At 67.2% G+C, this 26,553-nt stretch carries 23 protein-coding genes and 2 tRNA genes; 13 read left to right on the top strand and 12 right to left on the bottom strand.

Translation table 11 applies throughout. From position 1 onward, the window contains the following. Positions 1-39 precede the first annotated feature (39 nt). From gluQRS to phaR, 3 genes are all read left to right on the top strand, one after another. A complete protein-coding gene (gene gluQRS, locus H4O11_RS12080; RefSeq protein WP_182339671.1) occupies positions 40-912 on the top strand; it encodes a tRNA glutamyl-Q(34) synthetase GluQRS in 873 nt (290 codons plus the stop codon). Between the two features lie 63 nt (positions 913-975). Further along, positions 976-1,716 (top strand): acetoacetyl-CoA reductase, encoded by a 741-nt coding sequence (phbB, locus tag H4O11_RS12075; RefSeq protein ID WP_182339670.1) that lies wholly within the window; start codon positions 976-978, stop codon positions 1,714-1,716. 204 nt (positions 1,717-1,920) lie between these two features. After that, complete coding sequence (phaR, locus tag H4O11_RS12070; protein ID WP_246333446.1) at positions 1,921-2,487, top strand: polyhydroxyalkanoate synthesis repressor PhaR; 567 nt, start codon at positions 1,921-1,923, stop codon at positions 2,485-2,487. 105 nt (positions 2,488-2,592) lie between these two features. On the opposite strand, the gene H4O11_RS12065 is transcribed toward phaR, so the two are convergent. The 6 genes from H4O11_RS12065 to H4O11_RS12040 form a co-directional block, all read right to left on the bottom strand. Beyond that, positions 2,593-3,531, bottom strand: a complete 939-nt coding sequence (locus tag H4O11_RS12065) for a TraB/GumN family protein (RefSeq protein ID WP_182339734.1) — start codon at positions 3,529-3,531, stop codon at positions 2,593-2,595. After that, positions 3,531-4,466 carry a DUF1684 domain-containing protein gene (locus H4O11_RS12060; protein WP_182339669.1) on the bottom strand — a complete coding sequence of 312 codons (936 nt, stop codon included), beginning with the start codon at positions 4,464-4,466 and terminating at the stop codon, positions 3,531-3,533. Before H4O11_RS12060 ends, H4O11_RS12065 begins: the two co-directional genes overlap by 1 nt. A gap of 11 nt (positions 4,467-4,477) precedes the next feature. After that, positions 4,478-6,358 carry a DNA mismatch repair endonuclease MutL gene (gene mutL / locus H4O11_RS12055; RefSeq protein WP_182339668.1) on the bottom strand — a complete coding sequence of 627 codons (1,881 nt, stop codon included), beginning with the start codon at positions 6,356-6,358 and terminating at the stop codon, positions 4,478-4,480. A gap of 108 nt (positions 6,359-6,466) precedes the next feature. Further along, on the bottom strand, positions 6,467-8,038 hold the full coding sequence (locus tag H4O11_RS12050) for an N-acetylmuramoyl-L-alanine amidase (protein ID WP_182339667.1): 1,572 nt from the start codon (positions 8,036-8,038) through the stop codon (positions 6,467-6,469). 81 nt (positions 8,039-8,119) lie between these two features. Further along, positions 8,120-8,602 carry a tRNA (adenosine(37)-N6)-threonylcarbamoyltransferase complex ATPase subunit type 1 TsaE gene (tsaE, locus tag H4O11_RS12045; RefSeq protein ID WP_182339666.1) on the bottom strand — a complete coding sequence of 161 codons (483 nt, stop codon included), beginning with the start codon at positions 8,600-8,602 and terminating at the stop codon, positions 8,120-8,122. After that, positions 8,595-10,082 (bottom strand): NAD(P)H-hydrate dehydratase, encoded by a 1,488-nt coding sequence (locus H4O11_RS12040; RefSeq protein ID WP_182339665.1) that lies wholly within the window; start codon positions 10,080-10,082, stop codon positions 8,595-8,597. Before H4O11_RS12040 ends, tsaE begins: the two co-directional genes overlap by 8 nt. A 23-nt stretch (positions 10,083-10,105) precedes the next feature. Between H4O11_RS12040 and queG the strand changes: the two genes are divergently transcribed. Both queG and xseA read left to right on the top strand, forming a co-directional pair. Next, positions 10,106-11,176, top strand: a complete 1,071-nt coding sequence (gene queG, locus H4O11_RS12035) for a tRNA epoxyqueuosine(34) reductase QueG (protein ID WP_182339664.1) — start codon at positions 10,106-10,108, stop codon at positions 11,174-11,176. 60 nt (positions 11,177-11,236) lie between these two features. After that, a complete protein-coding gene (xseA, locus tag H4O11_RS12030; RefSeq protein WP_182339663.1) occupies positions 11,237-12,580 on the top strand; it encodes an exodeoxyribonuclease VII large subunit in 1,344 nt (447 codons plus the stop codon). A gap of 66 nt (positions 12,581-12,646) precedes the next feature. Here the strand turns inward: xseA and H4O11_RS12025 are convergent, their stop codons facing one another. Then, a complete protein-coding gene (locus H4O11_RS12025) occupies positions 12,647-13,534 on the bottom strand; it encodes a M48 family metallopeptidase (protein ID WP_182339662.1) in 888 nt (295 codons plus the stop codon). A 55-nt stretch (positions 13,535-13,589) separates the two neighbouring features. Next, positions 13,590-15,464: a formylglycine-generating enzyme family protein gene (locus H4O11_RS12020; RefSeq protein ID WP_425506047.1), complete on the bottom strand. Its 1,875-nt coding sequence runs from the start codon at positions 15,462-15,464 to the stop codon at positions 13,590-13,592. Between the two features lie 84 nt (positions 15,465-15,548). On the opposite strand from H4O11_RS12020, the gene rnd reads away from it, so the two are divergent. Continuing rightward, complete coding sequence (gene rnd, locus H4O11_RS12015; RefSeq protein WP_182339661.1) at positions 15,549-16,622, top strand: ribonuclease D; 1,074 nt, start codon at positions 15,549-15,551, stop codon at positions 16,620-16,622. Positions 16,623-16,683: 61 nt separating this feature from the next. On the opposite strand, the gene H4O11_RS12010 is transcribed toward rnd, so the two are convergent. After that, the gene (locus H4O11_RS12010; protein WP_182339660.1) at positions 16,684-18,984 is read right to left on the bottom strand and encodes a TonB-dependent receptor; all 2,301 of its coding nucleotides are present in this window, start codon (positions 18,982-18,984) and stop codon (positions 16,684-16,686) included. Positions 18,985-19,156: 172 nt separating this feature from the next. On the opposite strand from H4O11_RS12010, the gene H4O11_RS12005 reads away from it, so the two are divergent. Next, positions 19,157-19,232 (top strand) — tRNA-Ala (locus tag H4O11_RS12005). Between the two features lie 62 nt (positions 19,233-19,294). On the opposite strand, the gene H4O11_RS12000 is transcribed toward H4O11_RS12005, so the two are convergent. Beyond that, positions 19,295-19,465 (bottom strand): hypothetical protein, encoded by a 171-nt coding sequence (locus tag H4O11_RS12000; RefSeq protein WP_182339659.1) that lies wholly within the window; start codon positions 19,463-19,465, stop codon positions 19,295-19,297. A 171-nt stretch (positions 19,466-19,636) separates the two neighbouring features. Here H4O11_RS12000 and H4O11_RS11995 point away from each other — a divergent pair, with 171 nt between their 5' ends. Further along, the gene (locus tag H4O11_RS11995; protein ID WP_182339658.1) at positions 19,637-20,086 is read left to right on the top strand and encodes a hypothetical protein; all 450 of its coding nucleotides are present in this window, start codon (positions 19,637-19,639) and stop codon (positions 20,084-20,086) included. A 19-nt stretch (positions 20,087-20,105) separates the two neighbouring features. On the opposite strand, the gene H4O11_RS11990 is transcribed toward H4O11_RS11995, so the two are convergent. Beyond that, positions 20,106-21,134, bottom strand: a complete 1,029-nt coding sequence (locus H4O11_RS11990; protein ID WP_182339657.1) for an NADP-dependent oxidoreductase — start codon at positions 21,132-21,134, stop codon at positions 20,106-20,108. 282 nt (positions 21,135-21,416) lie between these two features. Between H4O11_RS11990 and H4O11_RS11985 the strand changes: the two genes are divergently transcribed. After that, a tRNA-Phe gene (locus tag H4O11_RS11985) sits at positions 21,417-21,492 on the top strand. Between the two features lie 167 nt (positions 21,493-21,659). Here the strand turns inward: H4O11_RS11985 and H4O11_RS11980 are convergent. Then, complete coding sequence (locus H4O11_RS11980) at positions 21,660-22,016, bottom strand: YkgJ family cysteine cluster protein (RefSeq protein WP_182339656.1); 357 nt, start codon at positions 22,014-22,016, stop codon at positions 21,660-21,662. Positions 22,017-22,257: 241 nt separating this feature from the next. Between H4O11_RS11980 and H4O11_RS11975 the strand changes: the two genes are divergently transcribed. From H4O11_RS11975 to H4O11_RS11960, 4 genes are all read left to right on the top strand, one after another. Further along, positions 22,258-22,809: a lipocalin family protein gene (locus H4O11_RS11975; protein ID WP_182339655.1), complete on the top strand. Its 552-nt coding sequence runs from the start codon at positions 22,258-22,260 to the stop codon at positions 22,807-22,809. A gap of 192 nt (positions 22,810-23,001) precedes the next feature. Next, on the top strand, positions 23,002-23,478 hold the full coding sequence (locus H4O11_RS11970; RefSeq protein ID WP_182339654.1) for an LEA/WHy family protein: 477 nt from the start codon (positions 23,002-23,004) through the stop codon (positions 23,476-23,478). 60 nt (positions 23,479-23,538) lie between these two features. Then, a complete protein-coding gene (locus tag H4O11_RS11965) occupies positions 23,539-25,329 on the top strand; it encodes an acyl-CoA dehydrogenase C-terminal domain-containing protein (RefSeq protein WP_182339653.1) in 1,791 nt (596 codons plus the stop codon). Positions 25,330-25,879: 550 nt separating this feature from the next. Further along, on the top strand, positions 25,880-26,545 hold the full coding sequence (locus H4O11_RS11960; RefSeq protein WP_182339652.1) for an HNH endonuclease: 666 nt from the start codon (positions 25,880-25,882) through the stop codon (positions 26,543-26,545). Positions 26,546-26,553: the final 8 nt, after the last annotated feature.

Raw genomic sequence — 26,553 nt, 5'->3', positions numbered from 1 at the left:
TTGAATTCAAGCGCCAACCTGACCGACGATTCAGCCAGCATGACTTCCCCCATTCATTGCGGCCGCTTCGCGCCCTCGCCCACCGGTCCGCTGCACGCCGGCTCGCTGCTGGCTGCCTTCGCCAGCTGGCTGTTCGTACGCCAGCGCGGCGGACGGTGGCTGGTCCGGGTCGAAGATGTCGACCCACCACGAACGGTGCCCGGCGCGGCCGAATCGCAGCTCCAGGTGCTGGAACGTTTTGGCCTGCACAGCGATGCACCGGTGCTGTGGCAGAGCCAGCGCCAGGCGGCGTACCAGCAGGCACTGGACCTGCTGCTGGCCGACGGCCTGGCCTTCGTCTGCCACTGCAGCCGCAGCGACCTGGCGGGCAGCGGCGGCATCCACCGGCATTGCGTGGCACGGCAGCCACGCCCGGACCCGGCGATACGCCTGCGCGTGGCACCCGGCAGCCGGGTCGATTTCATCGATGCGCTGCGCGGCCCCCAGCACCAGGACGTGCACGCCCAGGTCGGCGACTTCGTGCTGCGCCGTGCCGACGGTTGCTGGGCCTACCAGCTGGCGGTGGTGGTGGACGATGCCGCACAGGGCATCACCGAGGTCGTGCGTGGCGCCGACCTGCTCGATTCGAGCGCGCGCCAGATCCTGCTGCAGCGTGCGCTGCGGCTGCCTACCCCGGCCTATGCGCACCTGCCCCTGCTGCTCGACGCCGGCGGCCACAAACTGTCCAAGTCAGCGGCGGCATTGCCGGTGGACGAAGGCGACCCCACCGCCATGCTGAAGCAGGCCTGGCAGTGGCTCGGGCAGGCCCCCGGTGCGCTCGATGCCGCCACCAGCCAGGCGGAGCTGCTGCAACGTGCCGCAGACAGCTTCCAGCCACATCGCGTGCCGGCACATGACATTTCCATCGCATGAAGCGCACGCGGGGCGCCGATGTTGCAGAATCACGCCCTCCCTCCTGATTTTCGGAAGCGCAGCATGACTTCACGCGTCGCACTGGTCACCGGCGGCACCGGCGGCATCGGTACCGCCATCTGCCAACGCCTGGCCGACCAGGGCCACCAGGTCGCCACCAACTACCGCGACCACGCCAAGGCACTGGCCTGGCAGCAGGCCATGGCCGCCCGCGGGTATGCCATCACCCTGGTTCCCGGCGATGTCGCCAGCCCGGACAGCGCCGAGGCCATGATCCGTGCGGTGGAAGCCGAGCTCGGCCCGGTCGAGATCCTGGTCAACAATGCCGGCATTACCCGCGACACCACCTTCCACCGCATGCGCGCCGAACAATGGCACGAGGTGATCAACACCAACCTCAATTCAGTGTTCAACGTCACCCGCCCGGTGATCGAGGGCATGCGCCGCCGGGGCTGGGGCCGGGTCATCCAGATCAGCTCCATCAATGGACTGAAGGGCCAGTATGGCCAGGCCAACTACGCCGCGGCCAAGGCCGGCATGCACGGTTTCACCATCTCACTGGCGCGCGAGAATGCTGGTTTCGGCATCACCGTCAATACGATTTCACCCGGGTACGTGGCCACCGACATGGTCATGGCGGTTCCGGAGGAAGTGCGCGCGAAAATCATCGCCGACATCCCCACCGGACGGCTGGGCAAGCCGGAAGAAATCGCTTACGGCGTCTCCTTCCTGGTAGCCGATGAAGCCGCCTGGATCACCGGCAGCAACCTGGACATCAACGGCGGCCACCACATGGGCTGGTGAGCCATCGGCCACTGCCTGCGCGGGTTGGCACCGGCCCGGCGGCGATGGCGCCCACTGGACCGCCATGGAAAATGCTGCGCAGCATGGAAAGCCTTGCTGCGCAACATGAAATGCGGCAAAAAGCCCACCACCAGGTCCGATGGCCGTTGCAAGAGCTGCTGCGCTGCGCCATGCTGCGCGTCTACTGTGACGAGTGCTTGCTTCATGGCTGCTACACGCATCATCAAGAAGTATCCCAACCGCCGTTTGTACGACACCGAGATCTCCAGCTACATCACGATAGAGGATGTGCGCCAGCTGATCCTCGACGGCGAAGATTTCGAGGTCCGCGACGCAAAGAGCGGCAACGACCTGACCCGCTCGGTGCTGCTGCAGATCATCGCCGACCAGGAGCAGGACGGTGAGCCGATGCTCTCCACCCAGCTGCTGAGCCAGTTGATCCGGTTCTATGGCGATTCCCTGCAAGGCTTCATGGGCAACTACCTGGAGCGCAGCATGCAGGTGTTCCTGGACCAGCAGCAACAGTTCCGCCAGCAGATGGGCAACTTGCTTGGCCAGACGCCGTGGGCGATGATGAACCAGCTGACCGAGCGCAACCTCGAACTGTGGCAGGAGTTCCAGCGCAACATGGGCAGCGGCTTCGGCGCGCGCCCGGGCGGTACCGGAACCGGTGCGGGCATGGGCGGCGCTCCGCGTCCCGCTCCTGCTGCCGGCGAGCGCAAGCCCACCGAGACTGCCGGCCCGACCGGCAGCAAGGGCCGTGGCCGCTGATCCAGCGGGAACCGCCGCACGCCCGGCCGATGGCCGATGCATGCCGGGGAAAAACAGAACGGCGCGCCATCGGGCGCGCCGTTCCTGCTTCAGGCCCACGGATACTCAGCGCTTGCTGCGCACCCGCTCCACCTTGTAGCCCTTGGCGCGCAGCTTCTCCACCACGCCATCGCTACCCAGCAGGTGCAGGCTGCCCACCACCACCAGCGTGCCGCCCTGCCCGGCCTGCAGCCAGCTTTCCAGCTTCGGCAACCAGGCGTCATTGCGGTCGCTGTTGATGCGCTGGTACAGCTGCGGATACTCAGCCTTCATCTCCATTGCCATCCGGTTCCACATCACCGCATCATCGCCACGCCGCCAGGCGTCGTGCAGTGCACGGATCTCCGCATCGCCCTTGTCGGCCTGCTCCAGGGCCTCTTCGACCATCTGCTTCTGCTCGGTCTCGCCCATGCCGGACAGCACCGCTATCTGGGTGTCGATGTTCTCCAGCCCGACCACCGGCTTGCCGGCCTTGGAAGCCCGGTCCATGAAGTGCTTGTCCAGCCCGAGTTCCGGGTCCAGGCCCATCTTCTGCATCTGCGCGATGCTGATGCTGAGGCCGACGAACCAGGGCTTGAGGCCCTGCATCTGTGCCAGCGGCAAGGCATTTTTCGTCGCATAGTCCTGCAGCCGGGCCCAGGTCGCGTCGCCCAGGTCGCGGCGCAGTTCGCTGCCATCGGTGCGCATCGCCGCCTGCACCATCTTGCTGGCAAGGTCCGGAGAGGCCATGTCCTCGGCCGACAATTCGAACACCACCCGGCGCGCGGCGTCGAAGGCCTGGTCCGCTTCAGGCGCCAGCGGATAATCGTCCGCGCTCAGCAGGTGGAACGAGCCCAGCAGGTACAGCCGCGCATCGCCGGCCCCGCTTACCGTCCACAGCAGGGGTTCCGGCGCGGCCTGTCCTGCTGCCGGCGATGGGGTTGCCGGCGCCGCGTGCACGCTCGCGCACAAGCAGGTGGCGAGCAACAGCAGGGATGACAGCGTCCATCGCGAAACGACACGCATCATGGCGCGTTCTCCTTGGGTGGGTGATAAGCACGCTCACCCGCTTCCACGCGCAGGTCCAGCCGGTTTTCCGGTGGTGCCAGGGGACAGGTCGCGAACGGAGTGAAGGCGCAGGGGGGATTGTAGGCGTGGTTGAAGTCCACCATCACATGGCCATCTGCCGTGGGTGCCGCGGTATCCAGGTAGCGTCCGGCAGGATAGCTGCCGTGGCCGCTGGTACGGTCGGCGAAGATCAGGAACAGCGGCGCCCCCGGTTCGGCAATGGCTTCGATGCGATAGTGCTGGCCGCCGTGTTCGAACTCCACCGCGCCCGCGTTGGGCATGGCAGTGGTGAGGCCGGTGATGTCCACGATGGGCAGGGTGCGCCCCGGCGGATGCGGCAGGAACCGAGCGTGCACCTGCCAGGCGCTGCCGCCGGGCCAGTATTCCAGGCCGGTGAAGCCAAGGCGCGACGCCGCATCGGCATGCTTCACCCGCAGCGCGGCACGCCCGCCGCGCTGGATCAGGCTGAGCTGGCCCTTGCCATCATCGAACGTGATCCGCGTCGGCGCAGCATCGTGGTCGCCACGGAAGGCGACAGGGCCGGTCAACGCCGCGCCTTCGATGCTCGCAGCCACGCCGTGCTCGGGCGTGAACGTCCAGCCATCCCCCTGGCGGCGGACCATGCCGAGTTTGTCCGGCCCTACCGCCAGCCGGATGCCGTTGCCCGGGCCGTGGCCGATGTAGTGCGCCTTGTGCTCGAGCCAATGCAGCCCGACCAGCGCAGTCCAGCCATCAGCGGCCGTCAGCTCGGTGTAACGCTGCATGCGCCATTGCTGTTGCGCGGTCTCGAATGCCGGATCCTCCATGACGGCAGGCCCGGTTTCCGCCGGCGACCCACCGCAACCGGCCAGCAGCAGGGCCAGCAGCAGGCCGCCCCCTGTCCTCTTCCCCATCGTCATCCCCTTCAACGTCCGCGCAGGAACCAGCGGTCGATCTCCGCCAGCGAAAAGCGTGCCCATGTCGGCCGGCCATGGTTGCACTGGCCTGAGCGTTCGGTGATTTCCATGTCGCGCAGCAGCGCGTTCATCTCTGGAACCGTCAGCCGCCGGTTGGCGCGCACCGCACCGTGGCATGCCATCGTGGACAGCAGTTCATCGCGCGCGGTGGCGATGCGCCGGGACTGCCCATGCTCACGCAGGTCGGTCAGCACGTCGCGCAGCAGGCCCTCGGGCTCGGCATTGGCCAGCAGTGCCGGAATGCTGCGCACGTGCAGGGAACCTGGACCGGCGCGGGTCACGTCGAAGCCCAGCGCGACCAACGTTTCCGCTTCGCGCTCGGCGGTATCTGCATCGCGCTCGCCGACCGCCAGCGTGATCGGTACCAGCAGCGGCTGGGCGTGCAGGCCGATGCCATCGTGCGCCGTCTTCAGGCGCTCGTAACCGATGCGCTCGTGCGCGGCATGCATGTCCACCACGATGAGGCCTTCCGCATTCTCGGCCAGGATGTAGATGCCATGCAGCTGCGCGATCGCATAGCCGAGCGGCGGCACCCCGGCTTCCGCACTGGTCACCGGCAGGCCGTGCTCGCTTGGCATCGGCGGCAGCGCCGCAGCCGGCCCTGCCCCGGTTCCCCCTGCATACAACGCAGCATAGGCTGCAGGCGCGTCGGCCACCTGCAGGCCCAGTGGCGACTGTTGTCCGCGCCAGTTGCCAAAGCCGCCTCCGCCCGCAGCTGTGCCCAGGCTGGACGCACCGCCGCGGGCCAGTTCCCAGCCTGCCGCCGCGGCAGCTCCGGCGGCCGCCTCCGGTGCCACGCTGCCCGTACCGATCTCGTGCGCGCTCATGCCCGCCCGGGTATCGGCCAGCGCATCCTTCAAGGTGCGGTAGACGAAATCATGCACCAGGCGCGAATCACGGAACCGCACCTCGTGCTTGGCCGGGTGCACGTTGACGTCCACACGGGTTGGATCAAGCTCCAGGAACAGCACATAGGCCGGGTGGCGTCCGTGGAAAAGCACATCGCCGTAGGCCATTTTCACCGCGTGGGCGACGCTACGGTCGCGTACCGAACGGCCATTGACGTACAGGTACTGCTGGTCGGTGCTGGCACGCGAGTAATGCGGCTGTGCGATCCAGCCATGCAGGCGCAGGCCGGCCCCGCCGTGGTCCACGCGCAGGGCCTGGGCCGCGAAGTCCTCGCCCAGCGTCTCGCCCAGCCGCGCATCCGAATACAGATCGCCGGGCTTGTAGCGGCGCGACGCCTTGCCGTTGTGCGACACCCGCAGTTCCACGTCGGGACGCGCCAGTGCCAGCGAACGCAGCCACTCTTCGATATGCCCCAGTTCGGTGCGTTCGGCCCGCAGGAATTTACGGCGTGCCGGCACGTTGTAGAACAGTTCGCGCACTTCCACCGTGGTGCCTGGTGCATGCGCGCGCGGCAGTACGTCGCCCAGCTTGCCGCCTTCGATCTGCAACGCAGCACCATGTTCATCGTCAGCCCGCCGCGAGGCCAGGGTGAAACGGCTGACCGATGCGATGGAAGGCAGCGCTTCGCCGCGAAATCCCAGCGTGGCCACCGCCTCCAGGTCGTCCAGGCTGGCGATCTTGCTGGTGGCGTGCCGCGAGACCGCCAGAGGCAGCTGCGTGGCGGCGATGCCACTGCCATTGTCGCGGATGCGGATCAGGCGTACGCCACCTTCCTCCAGGTCGATGTCCACGCGGGTCGCGCCGGCATCGATGGCGTTCTCCACCAGTTCCTTGACCACCGATGCGGGCCGCTCTACCACCTCACCTGCAGCAATCTGGTTGATCAGGATGTCCGGCAGGGGCCGGATGGTCGCGCTCATTTCCCGCCCCGGCCGGAGCGGCGGACAGGAAGATGCGGAATCGGGAAGGTGCATGCTGGCGTCATGCACCGATGATAGCGGAGCCAGGACGCGCCCGCCGGGCGCGCCTTACTTGCTGCCGCCGGCCACGGTGCTGGCCGCTTCCATCTCCGCCTGCGCACGGGCGGCATACAACGTGCCCGGCGGTGGCTGGCGGGTAAAGAATACGTTGACGCCATCCAGCACTGCCGCGGCGATCTTGCGCTGGTAGGCCGGATCCATCAGGCGGCGTTCCTCGTCCGGATTGGAGATGAAGGCCGTTTCCACCAGCATCGCCGGCATGTCCGAGGTACGCAGCACGGCGAAGTTGGCGCGCTCGATGTTCGGCTTGTGGTTGTTGCCGATGCGCTTGAGGCCACCCAGCACATGCGTTGCGGCGTCTTCGGAAGCTTTCATGTAGCCACTCTGGGCCAGGTCCAGCAATACGTTGGCCAGGGTGCCTTCGGTCCGCTGCAGGCTGACACCACCGATCAGGTCGGCGGCGTTTTCCTTGTCCGCCAGCCAGCGCGCACGCTGCGAGGAAGCGCCCTTGGTCGACAGCACATACACCGACGAACCGCGCGCGGCACGATTCTCCGCCGCGTCGGCATGGATCGAGACGAAGATGTCGGCCTTGGCCGCGCGCGCCTTCTGGGCGCGCATCGGCAGTGGAATGAATACATCGCTGTCGCGGGTCAGGTAGGCCTTCAGGCCCGGCATGGCATTGACCTGCCGCGCCAGTTCACGGGCCACCGCCAGGGTGATGTCTTTCTCGCGCTTGCCGCTGGGCCCGACCGCACCGGGATCCTGCCCGCCGTGGCCGGCGTCGATCGCCACCACCAGCGGACGCATGCCGGTGGTCATGCGCACGCGCGAGGCATCGCTGGGCATGCTCGGCCGCGGCGGAGCGGGCGCGCTTTCCGGTGCCGGCGCCGCACTGGCGACATTGGCCGCGGCACCGGTCCGGGTCGGCATGGTGCCGGCAATGGTGGTCCCGGGTGGCTGCTGTGGCGTCGCCTGCCCGGCAAGGATCGCTGCCGGCGAGGGTGCCGACGGGCTGGCCGTGGCCGTGGCGCCTGCGGCGGCCGCGTTGGCGGCTGTCGTGGAGGCCGTCGGGGCGGAAGGAGACGCTGGAACGGCCGCGCTGGCACTGGCCTGTTGCTGCACCTGCGCGGTCAGCAGCGCGGTGGCACGGGCGGCATCGCTGCGCGGCTGCGGGGCGGTGGGCATGGGCGCTGCCGGGGCCGCGCTGGCCACGCTGGCCGGCGCATCGCCCGGCCATTCGATGACCAGCCTGGATTCGTTGCCCTGCCGCTGCATCTGCGGCTTGAACGGAGCGACGTTGTCGGCCAGGTCGAACACCACCCGGAACGTCCCGGGAACCGGCTGGCCGGTGCGCACGGCGGTCACCACACCCTGCGCGGCAGGCAGCTTCAGGCTGCGCACGGCGCTGGAATCCGGGAAATCCACCACCAGGCGGTTCGGACCGGCCAGTGAGATGGTCTTGTAGCCGCCACTGCCAGCCAGGGAAATTTCCGCACGGGTACCGGTCGCACCGACATCCAGCCGCACCTGCTGGACCTCTCCTGCCCACGCAGCAGCGCTCGCCAGAGCGAATCCGGCGGCGGCAAAAAGGGCGAGGGTTCGGGAGCCAAGGCGCATGGCTCAGGATTCAATCACTGCGCTGAACGAATTGCAAACCTTTTCCCTTAATAATCCGTAACTTTCATCGTTTTGTTCTGGTCAATCGACAGAAAGGGCTTGCAACTCGCCTTTTGACTGCATCCGTGTCACCCATTCCTGCCCTGCGTCGCTTAGGGGGATGAGACGCGCATGGCGTCCTGCGTCCTGGATGGCCAGCTCCAGCCGCAGATCGGTTGCCGGCAGGGCACCGGCGCCGCGCTCGGGCCATTCCACCAGCCACAACGATGCGCTGCCTTCGTCCAGGCCGAGGAAATCCAGTTCGCCCGCGCCGCCGATGCGATACAGGTCCAGGTGCCAGGCCTCGCTGCCATCGGCCAGCGGGTAGCGCTCCACCAGCGTATAGGTCGGGCTGCGGATCGCCCCGGCAACCCCCAGCTCGCGCAGCAGCGCACGCGCCGTGGTCGATTTGCCGGCGCCCAGGTCGCCTTGCAGCTCCAGCAGTGCCTGCCGTGGACGGGTCCGGGCCAGCACCTGGCCAAGCAGGTCGGTGTGGTCGGGATCAGGGAGATAGAGCTCAAGCATGGGGCGGTTCCGGATTGCAGAGCCGGCGCAACGGCGCCAGCAGATCGGTGGGAAGCAGGCCCCGGGCGCCGTCGAGCGCAGCGGCATCGCCTGCCAGGGCATGCAGCAGCGCCCCCGTGGCAGCGGCGTCGAAGGCCGCCAGCCCCTGCGCACGCAGGGCCGCGATGATGCCGGTCAACAGATCGCCCATGCCACCGACCGCCATGCCGGGGTTGCCGGCGGCGATCAGGGCGGTGCGGCCGCTGGGCGCGGCGACCAGGCTTCCGGCCCCTTTCAGCACGACCACCGCACCATACCGCCGGGCCAGCGCGGCAGCGGCAGCGAACCGGTCGTGCTGCACCCGGGCGGTGGTGGTTTCCAGCAGCCGGGCGGCTTCCCCGGGATGGGGGGTCAGGACGGCCTGCGGCAGCGCCTGCGGATCAAGCGCCAGCAGGTTCAATGCATCCGCATCGACTACCAGCGGCTTGCCGCAATCGCGCACGTCCCGCCAGAGCGCCTGCGCCCATGCGTCCTGGCCCAGGCCCGGCCCGACGGCCACCACGCTGGCACGCTGCAGCAATGGCTGCAGTGCTGCATCGCTGTCCACCGCATGGCACATGGCCTCCGGCAGGCGCGCCAGCGCTGCTGCGACGTGCTCGGCACGGGTGGCCAGGCTGGCCAGGCCGGCGCCGGCACGCAGCGCTGCATGGGCGCTCAGCAACAGCGCGCCACCACTGCCGTGGTTGCCGCCCACGCACAGCACGTGGCCGGATGTTCCTTTGTGGGCATTGACGGCCCGCGGCGGCAACAGCGCCCGCAGGCGGTACTGCCGCCAGCATTCGGCGGCCGGCCCCACGCCTTCCCATGCAGCGGCCGGCAACGCCAGCGGTGCAAGCCCGCGCTCGCCCGCGTGCTCCAGCCCATCCCCGGTGTACAGGCCACGGTGGGCCACGATGAACTGCAGCGTCACCGCTGCGCGCACCGCCACGCCGGGCACGCTGCCACGATCGGCATCCACGCCGCTGGGGACATCCAGCGCCAGCACCGGCGCCGCCAGCGCGTTGATGGCGTCGATCAGCAACGCCGCATCACCACGCGGCGCGTCCTGCAGCCCCAACCCAAACAACGCGTCGACCAGCACGTCGGCTTCCGGCAGGTGGCCATCGAATTCGCTGCGATGCCCCCCTGCCGCTTCAAATCCGGCCGCAGCGCGCCGCGCCAATGCCGTCGCCGGTGGTTTTCCAGGCAGGCCGACCACATGGACACGGCGGCCGGCCTGCAGTGCATGCATGGCCAGCACCAGGCCATCGCCGCCATTGTTTCCGGACCCCACCACCACGCACAGCGTCGTCGCCTGGGGCCAGTGCTGCAGCACGCACTGCCAGGCCGCCTGGCCGGCGGCAGCCATCAGCGACCAGCCCGCGTCTCCGGCCAGCGCCGAAGCGCGCGCGTCCAATGAACGTGCGGCAGCGGAATCGAACAAAGCGGAAGGGTCTGGCATCCGGGGATTCTATACTTGCGCGCATGTCCCCCGTTTCCCCCGCCATCGATCCGCTCCAGGCCGTGCAACGCATCCGTGCGCTGGCCCGTGCGCATGGCTTCCAGCGTTGCGGCATCGCCGGGGTCGACCTGCGCGAAGACGAGGCGCACCTTGCCGACTGGCTCGGCCAGGGCCTGTACGGAAGCATGGACTGGATGGCGCGCCATGGCACGCTGCGCGCGCGCCCGGCCGAACTGCTGCCGGGAACGGTGCGGGTGATCTCGCTGGGCATGGATTACAGCCACAAGGACGACACCGAGGCCTGGGCTACGCTGGCCGATCCGGGCCGGGCCTACGTGGCGCGCTATGCGCTGGGCCGCGATTACCACAAGCTGATGCGCAATCGCCTGCAAAAGCTGGCGACGCAGATCAGCGAGGAAGTGGCGCCACTGGGCTTCCGTGTCTTCGTCGATTCGGCGCCGGTGCTGGAGCGCGCGCTTGGCCGCGATGCCGGCTTGGGCTGGATCGGCAAGCACACCTGCCTGATCGACCGCAACGGCGGCTCCTGGTTCTTCCTCGGCGAGATCTACATCGACCTGCCGCTGCCGATCGATGCACCGGCCAGTGCGCATTGCGGTACCTGCACGCGCTGCATCGACGTCTGCCCAACCCAGGCGATCACCGCGCCACACCGGCTGGATGCGCGCCGCTGCGTTTCCTACCTGACGATCGAACACGACGGCGCCATCCCCGAACCCATGCGTGCGCTGATCGGCAACCGCATCTACGGCTGCGATGACTGCCAGCTGGTGTGTCCCTGGAACAAATTCGCCAAGCGCACCGACGAAGCCGATTTCCGCGCGCGCAACAACCTTGACCGCGCACGGCTGGACGAACTGTTCGCCTGGGATGAGGCGGAATTCCTGCAGCGTACCGAAGGCAGCCCGATCCGCCGCAGTGGACACCAGCGCTGGCTGCGCAACATCGCCGTGGCACTGGGCAACGCACCCACCTCCGAAGCGTCCGTGCAGGCACTGCGGTCACGACGCGATGACGACTCGGCACTGGTGCGCGAGCACGTGCAATGGGCACTGGGCCAGCACGGCGCGGGGTGATCGTCCCGGGCGGACGTGCGACCATGGCCACCTGCTCCAATGCCAGCCCCTGGTCCGTCCATGCAACAGCGCAGCATAGAAGTCCTCACTCCCAGCCAGCTCAATACCCTGGCGCGCGACCTGCTGGAAGGCAGCTTCCCGGCGATCTGGGTAGAGGCCGAACTGGGCAGCGTGGCGCGACCGTCGTCCGGGCACATGTACTTCACCCTGAAGGACCCGCGCGCCCAGCTGCGCGCGGCGATGTTCCGGATGAAGGCGGCCACGCTGCGCTTCGTGCCTCGCGAGGGCATGCGCGTGCTGGTACGCGGCCGGGTGACCCTGTATGACGCGCGTGGCGAATACCAGATGGTGCTCGACCACATGGAAGAAGCCGGCGAAGGCGCACTGCGCCGCGCATTCGAGGACTTGAAGGCAAGGCTGGAAGCAGAAGGCCTGTTCGCCACCGAGCGCAAGCAGGCGCTGCCTGCGCACGTGCAGCGCCTGGCGGTGATCACCTCGCCCACCGGGGCTGCCGTACGCGACGTGTTGAGCGTGCTGTCGCGGCGTTTCCCACTGCTGGAAGTCGACCTGCTGCCGAGCCTGGTGCAGGGCGACTCGGCTGCACCGCAGATCACGCGCCTGTTGCAGGCGGCCGATGCCAGCGGACGCTATGACGTGATCCTGCTGACCCGTGGTGGTGGTTCGCTGGAAGACCTGTGGGCATTCAACGACGAAACCCTGGCCCGGGCCATCGCTGCCAGCCGCACGCCGGTGGTATCGGCAGTGGGCCACGAGACCGACTTCAGCCTGTCCGATTTCGCCGCCGACCTGCGCGCGCCCACGCCCTCGGTGGCGGCTGAACTCCTGGTGCCCGACCAGCAGGACCTGGCACGCCGCCTGCGCCGTGATGCGGCCCGGCTGCAGCAACTGCACCGGCATGCACTGGCCCAGGCCATGCAGCGCGCCGACCGCCTGCTGCTGCGGCTCAATGCCTGCAGCCCGCAGGCCCGGCTGCAGTTGCTGCTGCGCCGCCATGCGGATGTCGGCCGACGCCTGCAGGCAAGCTGGCAACAACAGCAACAGCAGCGCACGGCGCGGCTGCGACATGCCGCAGCCATGCTGCGCGGCGGCCACCCGCAGCGCCAGCTGGAGGCGCTGCAACGCCGGCTGCTGGGCCTGCGTGGCCGGCCGCAGGCCGCCATGCAACGCCAGTTGCAGCGTGATGCCCTGCGCCTGCGCGGATTGGCGCGCTCCATGGAAGCCGTCAGTCCGCTGGCAACGGTGGCACGCGGTTACAGCATCCTCACCCGCGCCGACGATGGCCAGCTGGTGCGCAGCGTGGCGCAGGCACGGCCGGGCGATGCGCTGCAGGCCCGCCTCGGCGATGGCGTGCTGGACGTACAGGTGACCAAGGCCACGCGGTAACGGCGGCGTGGTAGCGCCGGACCATGTCCGGCGACATCATTGCAGCTCGCCGGGCATGGCCCGGCGCTACCTGCAGAACGTCTGCCGGTATTGCATGGCTTTGGGCATCAAGGCCTGCAGGTTCTGGATGCGCGTGCCCGGGTTGGGGTGCGTGGACGAGAATTCCGGCTGCGCGCGCCCACCGCTGGCCTGCCCCATCCGTTCCCACAACGGTACCGCTTCACGCGGGTCGAAACATGCCGCCGCGGCAAGCATCAAGCCCACTTCATCGGCCTGGGTTTCGTGGCCGCGTGCATACGGCAGCAGGTAGCCGTATCCCATCGCCGCCATCACCATCTGCTGTTGCTGCGGGTCCATGCCACTGGCCGCCCCGGCCATCTGCCCGATCTGGGTCAGCTTCTGCTGCGCCATCCGCTGCGCACCATGACGCAGCAGCGCATGGGCGATCTCATGCCCCATCACCACCGCCATCGCATCACGCGTGCGCGCCACCGGCACCAGCCCGGTGTAGACGGCCATCTTGCCGCCCGGCAGGCAGAAGGCATTCGCCTGGTCGGACTCGATGACGTTGACTTCCCAATCGAAACCACGGGAAAAATGCGCGGGCTGCAAGCCGTGCTCCTTGGCCAGCGCGGCCTCCACCACGTCCACCTTGGCAATCAGCCGCTGGGCGATATCGCGTACGTCGCGCGATACCTGTGCGTTGGGATCCAGCGGCCGCTCCTGCGCCAGTATCTGCTGGTAAGCCTGCAGGCCCAGCGCTTTTTCCTGCGCTGCATCCAGCGAGCTGTCGATCAGCACCGATTCGCCGGTATACGGATCCACCGCACGGTTGGAGAACCAGTAGTAGGCGGCATAGCCGGCGAATGCCAGCAGCACCCACCAGCGGATGTTGCCGAACAGGCCGCGACGCGGACGCTGCTGCGGGGAACGGGAGAATGGGTCGTTGCGCATCGGCATGCGTCCTGGCCAGGCCCGCCGGGGCAGGCAGGCACGCCGCCATCCTAGCTCAGATACCACGCACCAGGCGGAAGCCGATGCGCCCGCTGGTGGTATCCGAATCCTGCGATTGCCGCCATGCCGCACGGGTCTGTTCCGGGGCGTTGGCCCAGTTGCCGCCACGGATCACCCGTCCCCGGCAGCCGGGGTTGAACCATGCCACGCCGTCGCTCGGCGCCCGCCGGTAACTGGCATGCCAGCAATCGGCCACCCATTCGCTCAGGTTGCCGCTCATGTCGTGCAACCCCCAGGCATTGGGCCTGAAGCTGCCGACCGGCGCAGCTCCCCAATACCCATCGCCATAACCGATGAAGGCATTCGCCCAGTGCCGGCCGGACGGCGATACATCCTGGCTGCCGGTGAAATTGCCCGAGTCTTCCGGCGGCAGGCCGGCATCGCCCCACGGAAACCGCCCTGAAGATCCGGCCCGCAGCGCATACTCGAATTCGGCTTCACTGGGCAGCCGATACGAGCGCCCTGTCTGCTCGGACAACCAGTTGGCATACGCCTCGGCATCGCGCACGCTGACATGCATCACGGGATGGTTGGCCAGTGCACGCCCACCGTCGTAATCCGATTGCCAATCCACGCCGCTGCGGCGGATGAAGTTGCCGCTGCGCTCGTCATACACGATGGAATGGCCACGCCGGGTCGCACGCGGTCGCGCGTTGGCGGATTTCACGAAGCGGGCGAAGTCCGCCACTGTCACCTCGGTGATCGCCATCGCAAAGCCGCGCTCGAAGCGGACATAGTGCGATGGCCGCTCAGCGTCGCTGGCACCCGGCTCGGAGGGACCTGCGCCCATCTGGAAACCACCGTGGGGTACCACGGTCATCTGCGGGCCACGGCCCCCATCGCGCAGTGCATCGCTGAATACCTGGCCGGGCCGGAAGCTGCCGTAATGGGTAGCCAGTTCGATGCGCCCACGCAGCAGTGCGACCGCCGCATCGCCCGGCAAGGCGATGCGCATGGCCGCTTCCAGCTTCTCGCGAGCAGCCTTCAAGCCCTGTGGCGTGGCCAGGTCGCGCAGTCCCTGGTCGCGCAGGCGTGCCAGCGTCGCGGTGCGGACCGCCTCGATCCGCTCGAAGGCATCGGCAATGGTGGGCGATGCATCGCGTACCTTGCTGGCTTCGGCCAGCCAGGTGCCGGCGGTGGCGAAATCACCCGCGCGCGCGGCATTCTCCGCGCGCGCGATCAACCCGCTTTCGGCCGCCGCCAGGCCTTGCCGCGCACGTGCATTGTCCGGGTCCAGCGCCAGTGCCTCACGGAAATTATCAAGCGCGCCATCGCCCTCCTCGCCGATACGCCCGGCGCGCAGGTCGTCCTCGCCTGCACGGTTGAATGCCACGGCGCGCTGCGCGGTTTCCACCTGGCGTTGCAGGCGGCGCACCTGCTCGTCTTCCGGCGCGATCGTCAACAGCACCAGCGCGATCCCGGCGGCCTCGGCCAGTGCCTGGCGCTGCTGCAACTGCTGCTGCAGCAATGCATCGGCCTGCGCAAGCAACGCCGTGCGTGCCTGCCGCAATCCAGCGCGCGCGCGCTGGTCCCTTGGATCCTGCTCCAGCAACGCCAGCCAGATCGGGATGGCATCATCGCCGGTGGCATACAGCCGGCCTTCGCGCAGCGCCGCCTGCGCAGCACGCCGGGCCTGCGCACGCTGGTCGGGATCGATCTGCACCGAAGGTGGCGTCCAGCGCTGGACCGTCTCGGCCTCGTCCTGGCCCTCGATGGTCACCGTTCCCTCCCCGGGCTCTCCAGCCGGTTGCCGCGGCGTGGCGGAGGGACTGGACGGTACCGGTGCCGGCGGCTCGGCGGGCGCACCGCAGCCGGTCACCCCCAGCAACCACAGGGCGGGCAACAGCAGGTACAGGCGCGGCAGACGCAAAACCGACTCCTTCAGGCCGGGGGGTGCCGGCCGACGTTAGGCTATTCTCCCCTTCCTGAGCAAACGCGAGAAGTCAGACGCCCCGTGGCAACCTGGATCAACACCCCCGCAGAACTGCAGGCGTACCATCAGCTGCGCCCCACCCGCATCGGCCTGGACACCGAGTTCATCCGCGAGCGCACCTTCTGGCCGCAACTGGCCCTGGTGCAGATGGCCGTCGGCGAAGACGTCCTGCTGATCGATCCACTGGCACCGGGCATGGCGCAGGCACTGGCACCGTGGCTGGCCGATACCTCCATCATCAAGGTCATGCACAGCGCCAGCGAGGACCTGGTGGCGTTCAAGCACACCTGCGGCGAGCTGCCGCGCCCCTTGTTCGATACCCAGATCGGCGCCTCGCTGGCCGGCATCGGCGGCGGCATGGGATACCAGAAGCTGGTGCAGGAAATCACCGGCGTGGCGTTGGCCAAGGGCGAAACACGCTCGGACTGGATGCGGCGCCCGTTGTCCGACTCCCAGCTGCAGTATGCCGCCGATGACGTGGAGCACCTGTTCGCCCTGCACGATGCCATCGACATGCGGCTGCGGGAACAGGGACGCCAGCAGTGGCTGGCCGACGATGCCGGGCGCCTGCTGGCCAGCGTTGCCAATGATGAAGATCGCTGGCCGCACCTGGGCATGCGATCGGCACAGTTCCTCGACAGCAGCGCACAGCTGCGCCTGTTGCGCCTGTTGCGCTGGCGCGACCAGCAGGCGCGGGCCAGCGACCGGCCACGCAGCTGGATCCTCGACAACGAACTTGCCGTTACCCTGGCGCGCACGCCGCCCGCTGACGCGGCGGCGCTGGGAAAGCTGCTCGAACGCTTCCCCAAGGCACCGCGCAAGCTGGCCGACGCTCTCTGGCAGGCGCTGGACACGCCACTGGAAGACGAGGACCAGGCACCGCAGATGCTGCCAGCCACCGATGCGAACAAGCAGGCGCTGAAGAAGCTGCAGGATGCGGTGGCGCAGTGCAGCCGCGACCTGGCGCTGCCCGATGGCGTGCTGGCCTCGCGCAAGCACCTGGAGAACTACCTGGAAAGCCGGCGCTGGCCGGCAGCATTGGCCGGTTGGCGGCAGCCGCTGCTGGAACCGAAGCTGCAGCCGCTGCTGCCCTAGGCCGCCGATGGTGCCAGGGCCTTGCCCCGCAGTGACGGACCAGGTCCGTCACTGCCGGCCATCACCAGTTCATGTCCAGGGAAATGCCAATGGTGCGCGGCTCGTTGTAGACCGCTGCCATATAGTTCTCGATCACGCCCTTGAGGTTTTTCTCGTTGGTGATGTTGCGTGCGAACAACGCCACTTCGTAGGCGCCATAGTTGCCTGAGTAACCCACCTTCAGGCCACCTTCGAAATCGCCCTTGGCGTTGAACTCGGCCGAATCGTAAAGCACGAAGCTGGTGTAGCCCTGCTTGTTCCAGTCGGTGGAAATGAACATCGTGCCTGCATCGTTGATCGGGAAATCGTAACGGGCAGCCAGGTTGATGTTGTACTTCGGCGCGTTCGGCAACGGGTTGCCGTCGATCTGTGCGAAGGTGTTCGCGCCGACCATGATGGTCGGATCGGTCACCGTGCAGACCACGGCGCCATTCAACGCACAGACCTGCGCATACACGCGGTCATCCTGCACTTCGCTGTGCAACAGGCTGAGGCCCGCGCTCAGGCTCAGGTTCGGGACCGGGCGCAGTTCCATGTCCGCTTCCAGGCCGTAGGCGCGTGCCTTGTCGGCGTTGAACAGCACGCCATTGCCATCGGAATCGTTACCGTTGAGCTGGATGTCACTCACCGCATAGGTGAATGCCGTCGCGTTCAAGCGCAGGCGATTGTCCCACAGCGTGCTTTTCACGCCCGCTTCCCAGGACAGGATGGTTTCCGAATCGGCCGTGGTGAAGTCCGAATTGAACACTGCAGAACGGCCCTGGATGGTCGGGCCACGGAAACCGCGCGCGACCTTGGCATACACCCCGACCTGGTCGTTGACCTGGTACATCGCGCTGAGGTCCCAGCTCGGCGTGGTGTCGCTCATCTCCACGTCGGTGCGGCCGCGGTAGGTCACCGCGCCGGCAGCGGTATCGGCGGTCTTCAGCAGGCGGGTACGCTTCTCATCGCGGGTCTGGCGCAGGCCTGCGGTGACGGTCAGCTTGTCCGTCACCGCATAGCTGAGCTGGCCGAACCCGGCCCACGACGTATTGGTGTTGCGCAGGCGTACCCAGTTGTTCGGGTTGCGCCCAGCGCCCTGCAGGAACCACGCGCGCTGGTAGAAATCGGTGGTATCGCGGCCATCGAAGTAGAACGCGCCAAGCTGCCACTTCAGGCGGTCCTCGCCGGTGCTGGCCAGCCGGAACTCCTGCGTCCACTGGTCCAGGTCGCGTACCTGGCCCATCGATTGGCCGTAGCCATTCGGTACGCCATTGACCGGAAAGTCGAGCGCCGCGCCGCCGTCGGTATCCCCGCGGCTGTAGCCTGAGGTGGTCTCGTAGGCGGTGATCGAGGTCAGTTCGGTAGCGCCGAAATCGTAGGTCGCCTTCACCGAACCGCCATAGGTCTTGTAGGCCTGCGGATTGTTGGCGGCCTCGTCGTAGGACACCCGGTCGCGCGGTGCATTGGGCCGGTTGGATCCCTTGGTGATGGCGTTGCGCAGGAACAGCGTGGAAGTCCCCTCATAGTCGCGCGCATGCGCCGACGCCAGCACCGAGAACGCATCGGTGGGCGTCAGCAGCAGTTGTGCGCGCACGTTGCGGTCGTCGAAACCGCCCATCGCATTGCTGCGCGGGGCGACCGTGCCGTCGGCGCTGGGACCGTCGTAGGTGTTGTCGACGTAATCGTCGCGATGCTGGTACAGGGCCGAAACACGGAACGCGGCGATATCGTTGATCGGCGCGCCAAAGCCTGCATCCACTGCGACGCTGCCATGGGTGCCATAGCTGGCGCTGACCCGGCCGCCCGGATCCTGGCTCGGCTTGATGCTGTCGAACTTGACGATGCCCGCCGTGGTGTTGCGGCCGAACAGCGTGCCCTGCGGGCCGCGCAGCACTTCGATCTGGTCGACGTCATAGACCGGATTGGACTTCAGCACCACGTGCTCCAGCACCACGTCGTCCTGGATGATCGACACCGGCTGCGAGGCCCCCAGGTAGAAGTCGATGTTGCCCAGGCCACGGATATAGAAGCGCGGGAAGATGCGCCCGGTGGTGGTCTCGGCGTAGAAGCTGGGCACCTTGCCGGACAGCGCCAGCAAGGTGTCGTCGCCACCGGCGGTGTAGTCGCGGATCTTCCCACCCTGCACCACGCCGACCGAAACCGGCACCTCCTGCAGGTTCTGCTCGCGTCGTTCGGCGGTCACGGTGATGGCATCCAGCGCAACGGCGTCGGGTGTTCCAGCCGTTTGCTGGGCAAGGCCAGGGCCAGCCAGGCAGAGCGACATCGCGGCACAGGCCAGCGCCAGCGGATGGCGACGGAGAACTGGGGATCGAGGGGGCATAGGGTCGACTCGGGAAGCGTCCGTGCGGCCTGCGCGAGCCGGGCGGAGAGGAAACAAAAGCGCGCAGCGGCACAGTATGGATGCAGCGTTTCAGTTTGGTGGCAGCCACCCGGCCCTCTCCCGGCGAGGGTTGGCAATGCATTTCCGGTTGGATAGACTATTCCCCTGCCGTGGGGCCATAGCTCAGCTGGGAGAGCGCGTCGTTCGCAATGACGAGGTCGGGAGTTCGATCCTCCCTGGCTCCACCACGACATGAATGAAAAGGCCCCGGGAGCGATCCCGGGGCCTTTTCATTCCAGCATTCGCCGGCTCAGGCCGGCTCGCCGCTACCGTCCTTGCGCGGCGGCTTCCTGGTATGCGCATCGTGCACCTCCTGGTCCCGCTGGTCCTGGCGCTGCCTGGCCACGTCGTCCTGGTGTTTGTCCTGCCGGCTTTCCTGCACGCCGGCGGTCTCGTCCTGGTTCTTGCGCTCGTCCACCATGATGGCTGCCTGTCGTCCGCTGCGGCGGCACCGCGCCACCACCCACGACCCACGCTAGCGGCAGGGCCGTGATGTACGGATCACGAAAGCGCCATCGCGGCGGCCAGTACGGTTGGCACTGCAACACTGCGCAGGCCAGAATGGGAGGCCGCCATCGAACAAGGATGTCCCATGCGCATTGCCCTGCTGTTCCCTGCCCTGCTGCTGTGCGCCGGTTGCGTGCATCGTGCGGCCGTTGTCCCGCCGATGGTTCCCGGCTGGATTTCCCCGCCCGAAGCAGTCCACGCCGCCAACGACGATCCCCACCGTGGCATCCGTGGCAGCTTCGTGGTCACCGTACAGGCGGTGGGCGAGGATGAGCGTCGCATCTACCTCAATACCGAACGCGACTATCGCCACCAGTTGAACCTGACCATTGCCCTGGACCGCAGCCTGCGCGATGCCCTGCAGGCGCAGCTGGGCTTGCCGCTGGAACAACTGCACAACCATCGCCTGCTGGTACAGGGCACCGCGCGCCGGGTCAGGATCGACTTCACTCCCGATGGCAGGCCGTCCGGCAAGTACTATTTCCAGACGCACGTGGACGTGACCGACCCACGGCAGGTGCGCCTGGCGCCCTGACCGCGCGGCACGGCATCGTTCAGCCCAGGTCGACCACCAGCTTGCCGAAGTTGCGGCCCTGCAACAGGCCGAAGAATGCGTCAGGCGCAGCATCCAGCCCCTGCACGATGTCTTCGCGGTACTGCACGCTGCCGTCGGCCATCCACTGTGCCATCTGCTGTTCGAAACGCGGGAACAAGGCAATGAAATCCGACTGGATGAAGCCACGCACGTCCAGGCGCTGGCGCAACACCTGGCTGAAGAAGGCCGGCAGCCGATCAGGCCCGGGCAACTGCGCACCGCGCGCGTTGTAGGTGGCGATGGTGCCGCAGACAGGGATGCGCGCAAAATCATTGAGCAACGGCAACACGGCATCGAACACCTTGCCGCCTACGTTCTCGAAATAGACATCGATGCCGTCGGGGACGGCCGCCTGCAACTGCCCGGCGAAGTCCTCGGCACGATGGTCCAGCGCCACATCCGCGCCAAGAGACCGCACGTAGGCACGCTTGGCCTCACCACCGGCGATGCCGACCACGCGCGCGCCCTGCATCTTCGCGATCTGCACCACCGTGGCGCCGACCGGCCCGCTGGCTGCGGCTACCACCAGGGTTTCACCACGCTGCACGCGGCCAATCTCATGCAGGCCGGCATAGGCGGTGAAACCGGGCATGCCATGCACCCCCAGCGCCGTGCTCAGCGGCGGACCATCGGGATCCAGCGTGCGGGTAATTGCCACCGCATCCACTACCGCATGGGTCTGCCAGCCGCCTGGAGCCACCACCAGCGTGCCGGGCGGCAGCGCGTCATGGCGCGATGCCACCACTTCACTCACCGTGCGCCCTTCCATCACTGCGCCGATCGCCACGGCAGGCGCATACGAAGGGCCCTCATCCATGCGGCCGCGCATATACGGATCGAGCGACAGATAGCGGTTCCGCAGCATTACCTGGCCTGGCTGGAGCGCGGGCAGATCCACCTGCTCGCGGCGGAAGTTGCCTGCAACCGGTGCACCCTGCGGGCGCGAAGCCAGCACGATGCGATCAGTGGTGACGGGGGTGTCGCTCATGGGGCGGTTTCCAGAAAGAGACGGAGAAGACCATCGACGGTACGCGCTTCACCCTCGCAACGGGGCGCATGAAAACAGTGTTCCGCGGATAGGCGGATGCACTGATCCCTCCCTCGCCCCGCAGTGCGCGAGGCGTTCGCGGACGGAAGATCAAGCACTTGCACAGACCCTTCCACCGCGGAGACACAAATGTGAAGTTTTTTTAGCGAAATGCTTGCCGAACCGGGATGACCTCCGTAATATGCGCGTCCTTGGCAGCGACATCGCTGCAACGAAACAAGTGGCCGAGTAGCTCAGTTGGTAGAGCAGGGGATTGAAAATCCCCGTGTCGGCGGTTCGATTCCGTCCTCGGCCACCATTTCAGAAGGGTCTGCATGCTTGCAGGCCCTTTCTTTTTTAAAGTTGCACGGATTCTGCACGGCCTGGCCTCATCCGCCCTGCGCGATCCCGCCACGCGGCATCCTCGGCACCGGGCAGGGCGCAAGCCGACGCGCCACCGCCTGGCATCCCGCCGCGACGCCTCTCCTAGAGAAGCACCTGCCGGGTGCTGCGAAGGAAACGATGGATTTCCTCCTCGGCATCAGTGTCGATCATGTAGACCGGTCGCTGGCCGTTGGGGCACAGCATCCTTGGCGTGGTGCCAAAAAGACGGCAGATCAACGGGCGCTCCTGATACACCTCACAACCGTCCTTCCCCAGGTACGGGCAACTGAGCTCGGCCAGGGCCGCAGCGTGCTCAGCTTCCGTCTTGACCGGCAGTCGGGCCATTTCCTCTGTCGCCACGGTGACCGGGCCACAACAATCATGGCAACCGACGATGCAGCGGAAGGAAGGAATGCGCCTGCGCAACGCCTCCATCGTGTCGATATTCGTATAAGGCATTGCGATAGCTGTACTTGGCAAGGAATCCTGCGGTGGCCGTCATTTTACGGCCCATCGCCCCTCAAGGGGTCCAATCCCACGGGCCGGGTGATGCCCCGGACGTTCGATTCCTGCGATACCTGCGTGGCGGGGGAGTCCACGGCCGCAGCTGTCGCCTTGCACACCGGCCTGCGCACCGCAGGTGCGCATTCGTGCGCCAGCGCCTAAGCTCGACGCCTGCCCACTGCTGGAGGCACATGCCATGCCTGCCTTCCCCACCCTGCTTCGCCCGCTCGCGTTCGGCCTGCTGCTGGGCGCATCGGCTGCCGGACATGCCGCCGGACCGGTGCGTGCAGTGGATGCCCTGGACATGGACCGCTACGCCGGCCAATGGCATGAAATCGCCCATCTCCCCGTGTCGTTCCAGAAGAAGTGCGTGGGCGACATCACCGCCACCTACAGCCTGCGCAGCGATGGACGGATCAGCGTGCTCAACCGTTGCCGCATCCAGGACGGCAGCCGCCTCCAGGCCGAAGGTGTCGCACGGCCGGTAAGCGGCCAGCCAGGCCAGTTGCAGGTGCGTTTCGCACCGGACTGGTTGTCATGGGTTCCGCTGGTCTGGGCCGACTACTGGGTGATCGCACTGGATCCGGAATACCAGTGGGCGATGGTCGGCGAACCTGACCGCAGGTACCTGTGGATCCTGTCGCGCTCACCGAGCATGCCGCGCGCGCAGCTGGAAACGCTGAAGACACAGGCCGAAGCCATGGGGTACGACCTGGCCCCGCTGCGGGTGATGGCGCCGGTCGACTGATCGGCACCTGCAACAGGGCATGGCCCTGCCCTGCCGGTCGTTTCCCGCCCCCCCCCCCTGACGGCACCCCACGGCCAGCCAGCGGTCATCTCGCCACGTTAATCTTGGCGTTCAGGCAACCCGCCTGTTCACGACACCATACGCCGTAGTATCTTTCATCCCACGCACTCTCTTCCGCGAGGAACTGCGCCCATGCTCCGCCGCTTCCGCTCTGCCCTGATCGTCCTGTCCGTCCTCGCCCTGGCTGCCTGCGGCGAAGGCGTGGTCAAGCGCGTTTCCGAACCCGCCACCAGCCTGCAACAGCTCACCGTCAACGCCGACGGCAGCTGGAAGGTGGCACTGCGGCTGCAGAACTTCAGCTCGATGCCGATGCGTTTCGACGACCTGGCGCTGACCCTGACCATCGGCGATGCCGCCGCCGGCACCCTGGCCGCCAAGCCGGGCGTGTCCATCAGCGGCGTATCGGCCGATGTGATCGAACTGCAACTGCAGCCCAGCGCCGAGGCCCGCCTGGTGGTTGCCGGCGCACTGGCTGACAACCACACCCTGGCCTATACGCTGGAAGGCTCGGTGTCGGCAACGCCGGAAGACAAGAAGCAACGCACCTTCCAGGTCAAGAACCGCAGCAACCTCAACCATGCCCCGGGCCTGCCCGGCGTGCTGCGCTGAGGCGCACCCACCGCCGGCCTTGCCCGTCGCCCTCCCCGCCCCTGATCGAGACGCTTCACGATGAGCAGCTATTCCGCCCCGCTTTCCGACCTGCGCTTCGCCCTGCATGACGTGCTGAAGGTCGAACCGTTGTTCGCCCGCCTGGGCTTCACCGATGCCACGGCCGACGTGGTCGATGCCGTGCTGGAAGAAGCTGGCCGCTTCAGCGCATCGGTGCTGGCGCCACTGAACAGTGTCGGCGACGAAGTCGGCTGCGTGCTGGACCAGGCCAGCGGCGAGGTCACCACCCCGCCCGGCTTCAAACAGGCCTACGAGCAGTTCGTCGAAGGCGGCTGGACCGGCCTGACCGCTGCGCCGGAGGTCGGCGGACAGGGGCTGCCGCACACCCTCGGCGTGCCGCTCAATGAAATGATCAATGCCGCCAACCTGGCCTGGGGCAACTTTCCGCTGCTGTCGCACGGCGCCATCGAGGCCCTGAAGCAGCACGGCGAGGCCTGGCAGCACGAAGCGTTCCTCAAGCCGCTGATCGACGGCCGCTGGACCGGGACCATGTGCCTGACCGAACCGCACTGCGGCACCGACCTGGGGCTGCTGAAGACCAAGGCCGAGCCAAATCCCGACGGCAGCCATTCCATCACCGGCACCAAGATCTTCATCACCGCTGGCGAGCATGACCTCACCGACAACATCGTCCACCTGGTGCTGGCCAAACTGCCCGATGCGCCGCCGGGAGCGAAGGGCATCTCGCTGTTCGTGACCCCGAAGTTCAAGGTCGACCGCGAAGGCAAGGTAGGCGAGCGCAATGCGCTGCGCTGCGGATCCATCGAGCACAAGATGGGCATCAAGGGCTCGGTCACCTGCGTGATGAACTTCGATGGCGCCGAAGGCTACCTGGTTGGCCAGCCACACAAGGGCCTGCAGGCCATGTTCACCATGATGAATACCGCGCGCCTGGGTGTCGGCCTGCAGGGCATCGGCCTGTCCGAACGCGCTTACCAGAACGCGCTGGCGTATTCCCGAGAGCGGCTGCAGTCGCGCTCGCTCAGCGGCGCGAAGTTCCCCGACAAGCCGGCCGACCCGATCCTGGTGCATCCGGACGTACGTCGCATGCTGCTGACCATCAAGTCGCTGGTCGAAGGCAGCCGCCTGCTTGCCCTGCATGCGGCCACGCTGATCGATATCGCGCACGCCTCCACCGACGCGGCCGAGCGTGAGCGCGCCGACACCCTGGTGAGCTTCCTGACCCCGATCTCCAAGGCCTGCCAGACCGAGTGGGGTATCGAGAACACCTACAACGCCCTCCAGTGCTTTGGCGGCCACGGCTACATCCGCGAACACGGCATGGAGCAGCTGGCGCGCGATGCCCGCATCACCACCCTGTATGAAGGCACCACGGGCATCCAGGCGCTGGACCTGATAGGCCGCAAGACCGCCTCCAGCCAGGGCGCCGGGCTGAAGCTGCTGCTGGCCGAGATCGAGGCGTTCGCCAAGGCCCACGAAGGCGAAGAAGGGCTGTCCGAATTCATCGTCCCGCTGCGCGCCAAGGCCGCCGAGTGGGGCAAGCTGACCCTGGACGTGCTGCAACGCGCAGCCGGCAACCCGGACGAACTGGGCGCGGCCAGCCATGACTACCTGTTCTATTCCGGCTACGTGGTCCTGGCGTACTGGTGGGCACGCAGCGTGGCCGCGGCCGATGCCAGCGCGCAGACGGCTGCATTCAAGCAGGCCAAGCGGGAGACGGCGCGCTTCTACTTCGCCCGCGTGCTGCCGCGCACGCTGGCCCATGCGGCCGCCATCCAGGCCGGCGCCGGATCGCTGATGGCGATGGACGACGCCCGCTTCGGCGCCTAAGCCGGGCTGCGCCCGGCACCCGCAGGGGCAACAGCTGGAGCAATAGCAACAGCTGGCTTCCTGCGGGATGGCGGGGGATTAGGAAGAATGTGCGGACCTGAATCATTGCGATTCGGGTGTCGCCGCCTTTGGCGATACCCACCCAGATCCCTCTGGAGAAAAGCCCCCTTGTTGTTCAAGGGGGCGCGCCGAAGGCGCGGGGATAAGGAAGAATGCGCGGACCTGAATCATTGCGATTCGGGTGTCGCCGCCTTTGGCGATACCCACCCAGATCCTTCTGGAGAAAAGCCCCCTTGTTGTTCAAGGGGGCGCGCCGAAGGCGCGGGGATAAGGTGGAATGCGCGGACCTGAATCATTGTGATTTGGGTGTCGCCGCCTTTGGCGATACCCACCCAGATCCCTCTGGAGAAAAGCCCCCTTGTTGTTCAAGGGGGCGCGCCGAAGGCGCGGGGATAAGGTGGAATGCGCGGACCTGAATCATTGCGATTCGGGTGTCGCCGCCTTTGGCGATACCCAAATCGCAATGATTCAGGTATAAGCTGTTTTCCCGATGGAGACAGACACTACACGCTTGGGTCTGATCGATACCGGAGCTGCGCCATCTGCTCTGGACGCCATATCGTCGCCCTTTGCCAGCCCGCTGCATCGTCCCGGCACTGTCCGGCTGCTGTCACTGGACGCCCACGGTCGCGTCCTGGACTGGATCAACTGGCAGGACGCTTCCTGCCTGTATGCACGCGGTGCGGTGGCCTGGACCCTCGGCGACCCTTGCCTGCATATCCACGGTGGAACCAACCGCGCCAGCGGCCTGCGCAGCGGCCTGGACCTGCACCCGATCATCGCCACGCGTGGCCACGCCCGTTCACGGGCCCCGGACCCTACCCCGAACCTGACCAACGCCGCGCTGTTCGCGCGCGATGCGCACCTGTGCCTGTACTGCGGGCAACAGTTTTCCCGCCCGGTCCTGACCCGGGATCATGTCAAACCGCTGTCCAAAGGCGGGCTGGACTGCTGGGAAAACGTGGTCACCGCCTGCTTCCACTGCAACTCGCGCAAGAGCAACCGCACCCCGCAGCAGGCCGGCATGCCCTTGCTGGCCGTGCCTTTCCGCCCAAGCTGGATCGAACACCTGATCCTGTCCAACCGCAACATCCTGGCCGACCAGATGGCCTTCCTGAAGGCGCAATTGCCGAAACGTTCCAAGCTTTCGGCCTGATCCCGCTG

It is taken from the genome of Stenotrophomonas tumulicola, assembly GCF_014117215.1.
GTDB lineage: Bacteria > Pseudomonadota > Gammaproteobacteria > Xanthomonadales > Xanthomonadaceae > Stenotrophomonas > Stenotrophomonas tumulicola.
This window is presented reverse-complemented; position numbering and strand designations above follow the sequence as displayed.

Excerpts from the sequence above, each read along its gene's own strand:
- gluQRS (WP_182339671.1), top strand. The coding sequence starts at position 40 with ATGACTTCCCCCATTCATTGCGGCCGCTTCGCGCCCTCGCCCACCGGT.
- phbB (WP_182339670.1), top strand. The coding sequence starts at position 976 with ATGACTTCACGCGTCGCACTGGTCACCGGCGGCACCGGCGGCATCGGT.
- phaR (WP_246333446.1), top strand. The coding sequence starts at position 1,921 with ATGGCTGCTACACGCATCATCAAGAAGTATCCCAACCGCCGTTTGTAC.
- H4O11_RS12065 (WP_182339734.1), bottom strand. The coding sequence starts at position 3,531 with ATGCGTGTCGTTTCGCGATGGACGCTGTCATCCCTGCTGTTGCTCGCC.
- H4O11_RS12060 (WP_182339669.1), bottom strand. The coding sequence starts at position 4,466 with ATGGGGAAGAGGACAGGGGGCGGCCTGCTGCTGGCCCTGCTGCTGGCC.
- mutL (WP_182339668.1), bottom strand. The coding sequence starts at position 6,358 with ATGAGCGCGACCATCCGGCCCCTGCCGGACATCCTGATCAACCAGATT.
- H4O11_RS12050 (WP_182339667.1), bottom strand. The coding sequence starts at position 8,038 with ATGCGCCTTGGCTCCCGAACCCTCGCCCTTTTTGCCGCCGCCGGATTC.
- tsaE (WP_182339666.1), bottom strand. The coding sequence starts at position 8,602 with ATGCTTGAGCTCTATCTCCCTGATCCCGACCACACCGACCTGCTTGGC.
- H4O11_RS12040 (WP_182339665.1), bottom strand. The coding sequence starts at position 10,082 with ATGCCAGACCCTTCCGCTTTGTTCGATTCCGCTGCCGCACGTTCATTG.
- queG (WP_182339664.1), top strand. The coding sequence starts at position 10,106 with ATGTCCCCCGTTTCCCCCGCCATCGATCCGCTCCAGGCCGTGCAACGC.
- xseA (WP_182339663.1), top strand. The coding sequence starts at position 11,237 with ATGCAACAGCGCAGCATAGAAGTCCTCACTCCCAGCCAGCTCAATACC.
- H4O11_RS12025 (WP_182339662.1), bottom strand. The coding sequence starts at position 13,534 with ATGCGCAACGACCCATTCTCCCGTTCCCCGCAGCAGCGTCCGCGTCGC.
- H4O11_RS12010 (WP_182339660.1), bottom strand. The coding sequence starts at position 18,984 with ATGCCCCCTCGATCCCCAGTTCTCCGTCGCCATCCGCTGGCGCTGGCC.
- H4O11_RS12000 (WP_182339659.1), bottom strand. The coding sequence starts at position 19,465 with ATGGTGGACGAGCGCAAGAACCAGGACGAGACCGCCGGCGTGCAGGAA.
- H4O11_RS11995 (WP_182339658.1), top strand. The coding sequence starts at position 19,637 with ATGCGCATTGCCCTGCTGTTCCCTGCCCTGCTGCTGTGCGCCGGTTGC.
- H4O11_RS11990 (WP_182339657.1), bottom strand. The coding sequence starts at position 21,134 with ATGAGCGACACCCCCGTCACCACTGATCGCATCGTGCTGGCTTCGCGC.
- H4O11_RS11980 (WP_182339656.1), bottom strand. The coding sequence starts at position 22,016 with ATGCCTTATACGAATATCGACACGATGGAGGCGTTGCGCAGGCGCATT.
- H4O11_RS11975 (WP_182339655.1), top strand. The coding sequence starts at position 22,258 with ATGCCTGCCTTCCCCACCCTGCTTCGCCCGCTCGCGTTCGGCCTGCTG.
- H4O11_RS11970 (WP_182339654.1), top strand. The coding sequence starts at position 23,002 with ATGCTCCGCCGCTTCCGCTCTGCCCTGATCGTCCTGTCCGTCCTCGCC.
- H4O11_RS11965 (WP_182339653.1), top strand. The coding sequence starts at position 23,539 with ATGAGCAGCTATTCCGCCCCGCTTTCCGACCTGCGCTTCGCCCTGCAT.
- H4O11_RS11960 (WP_182339652.1), top strand. The coding sequence starts at position 25,880 with ATGGAGACAGACACTACACGCTTGGGTCTGATCGATACCGGAGCTGCG.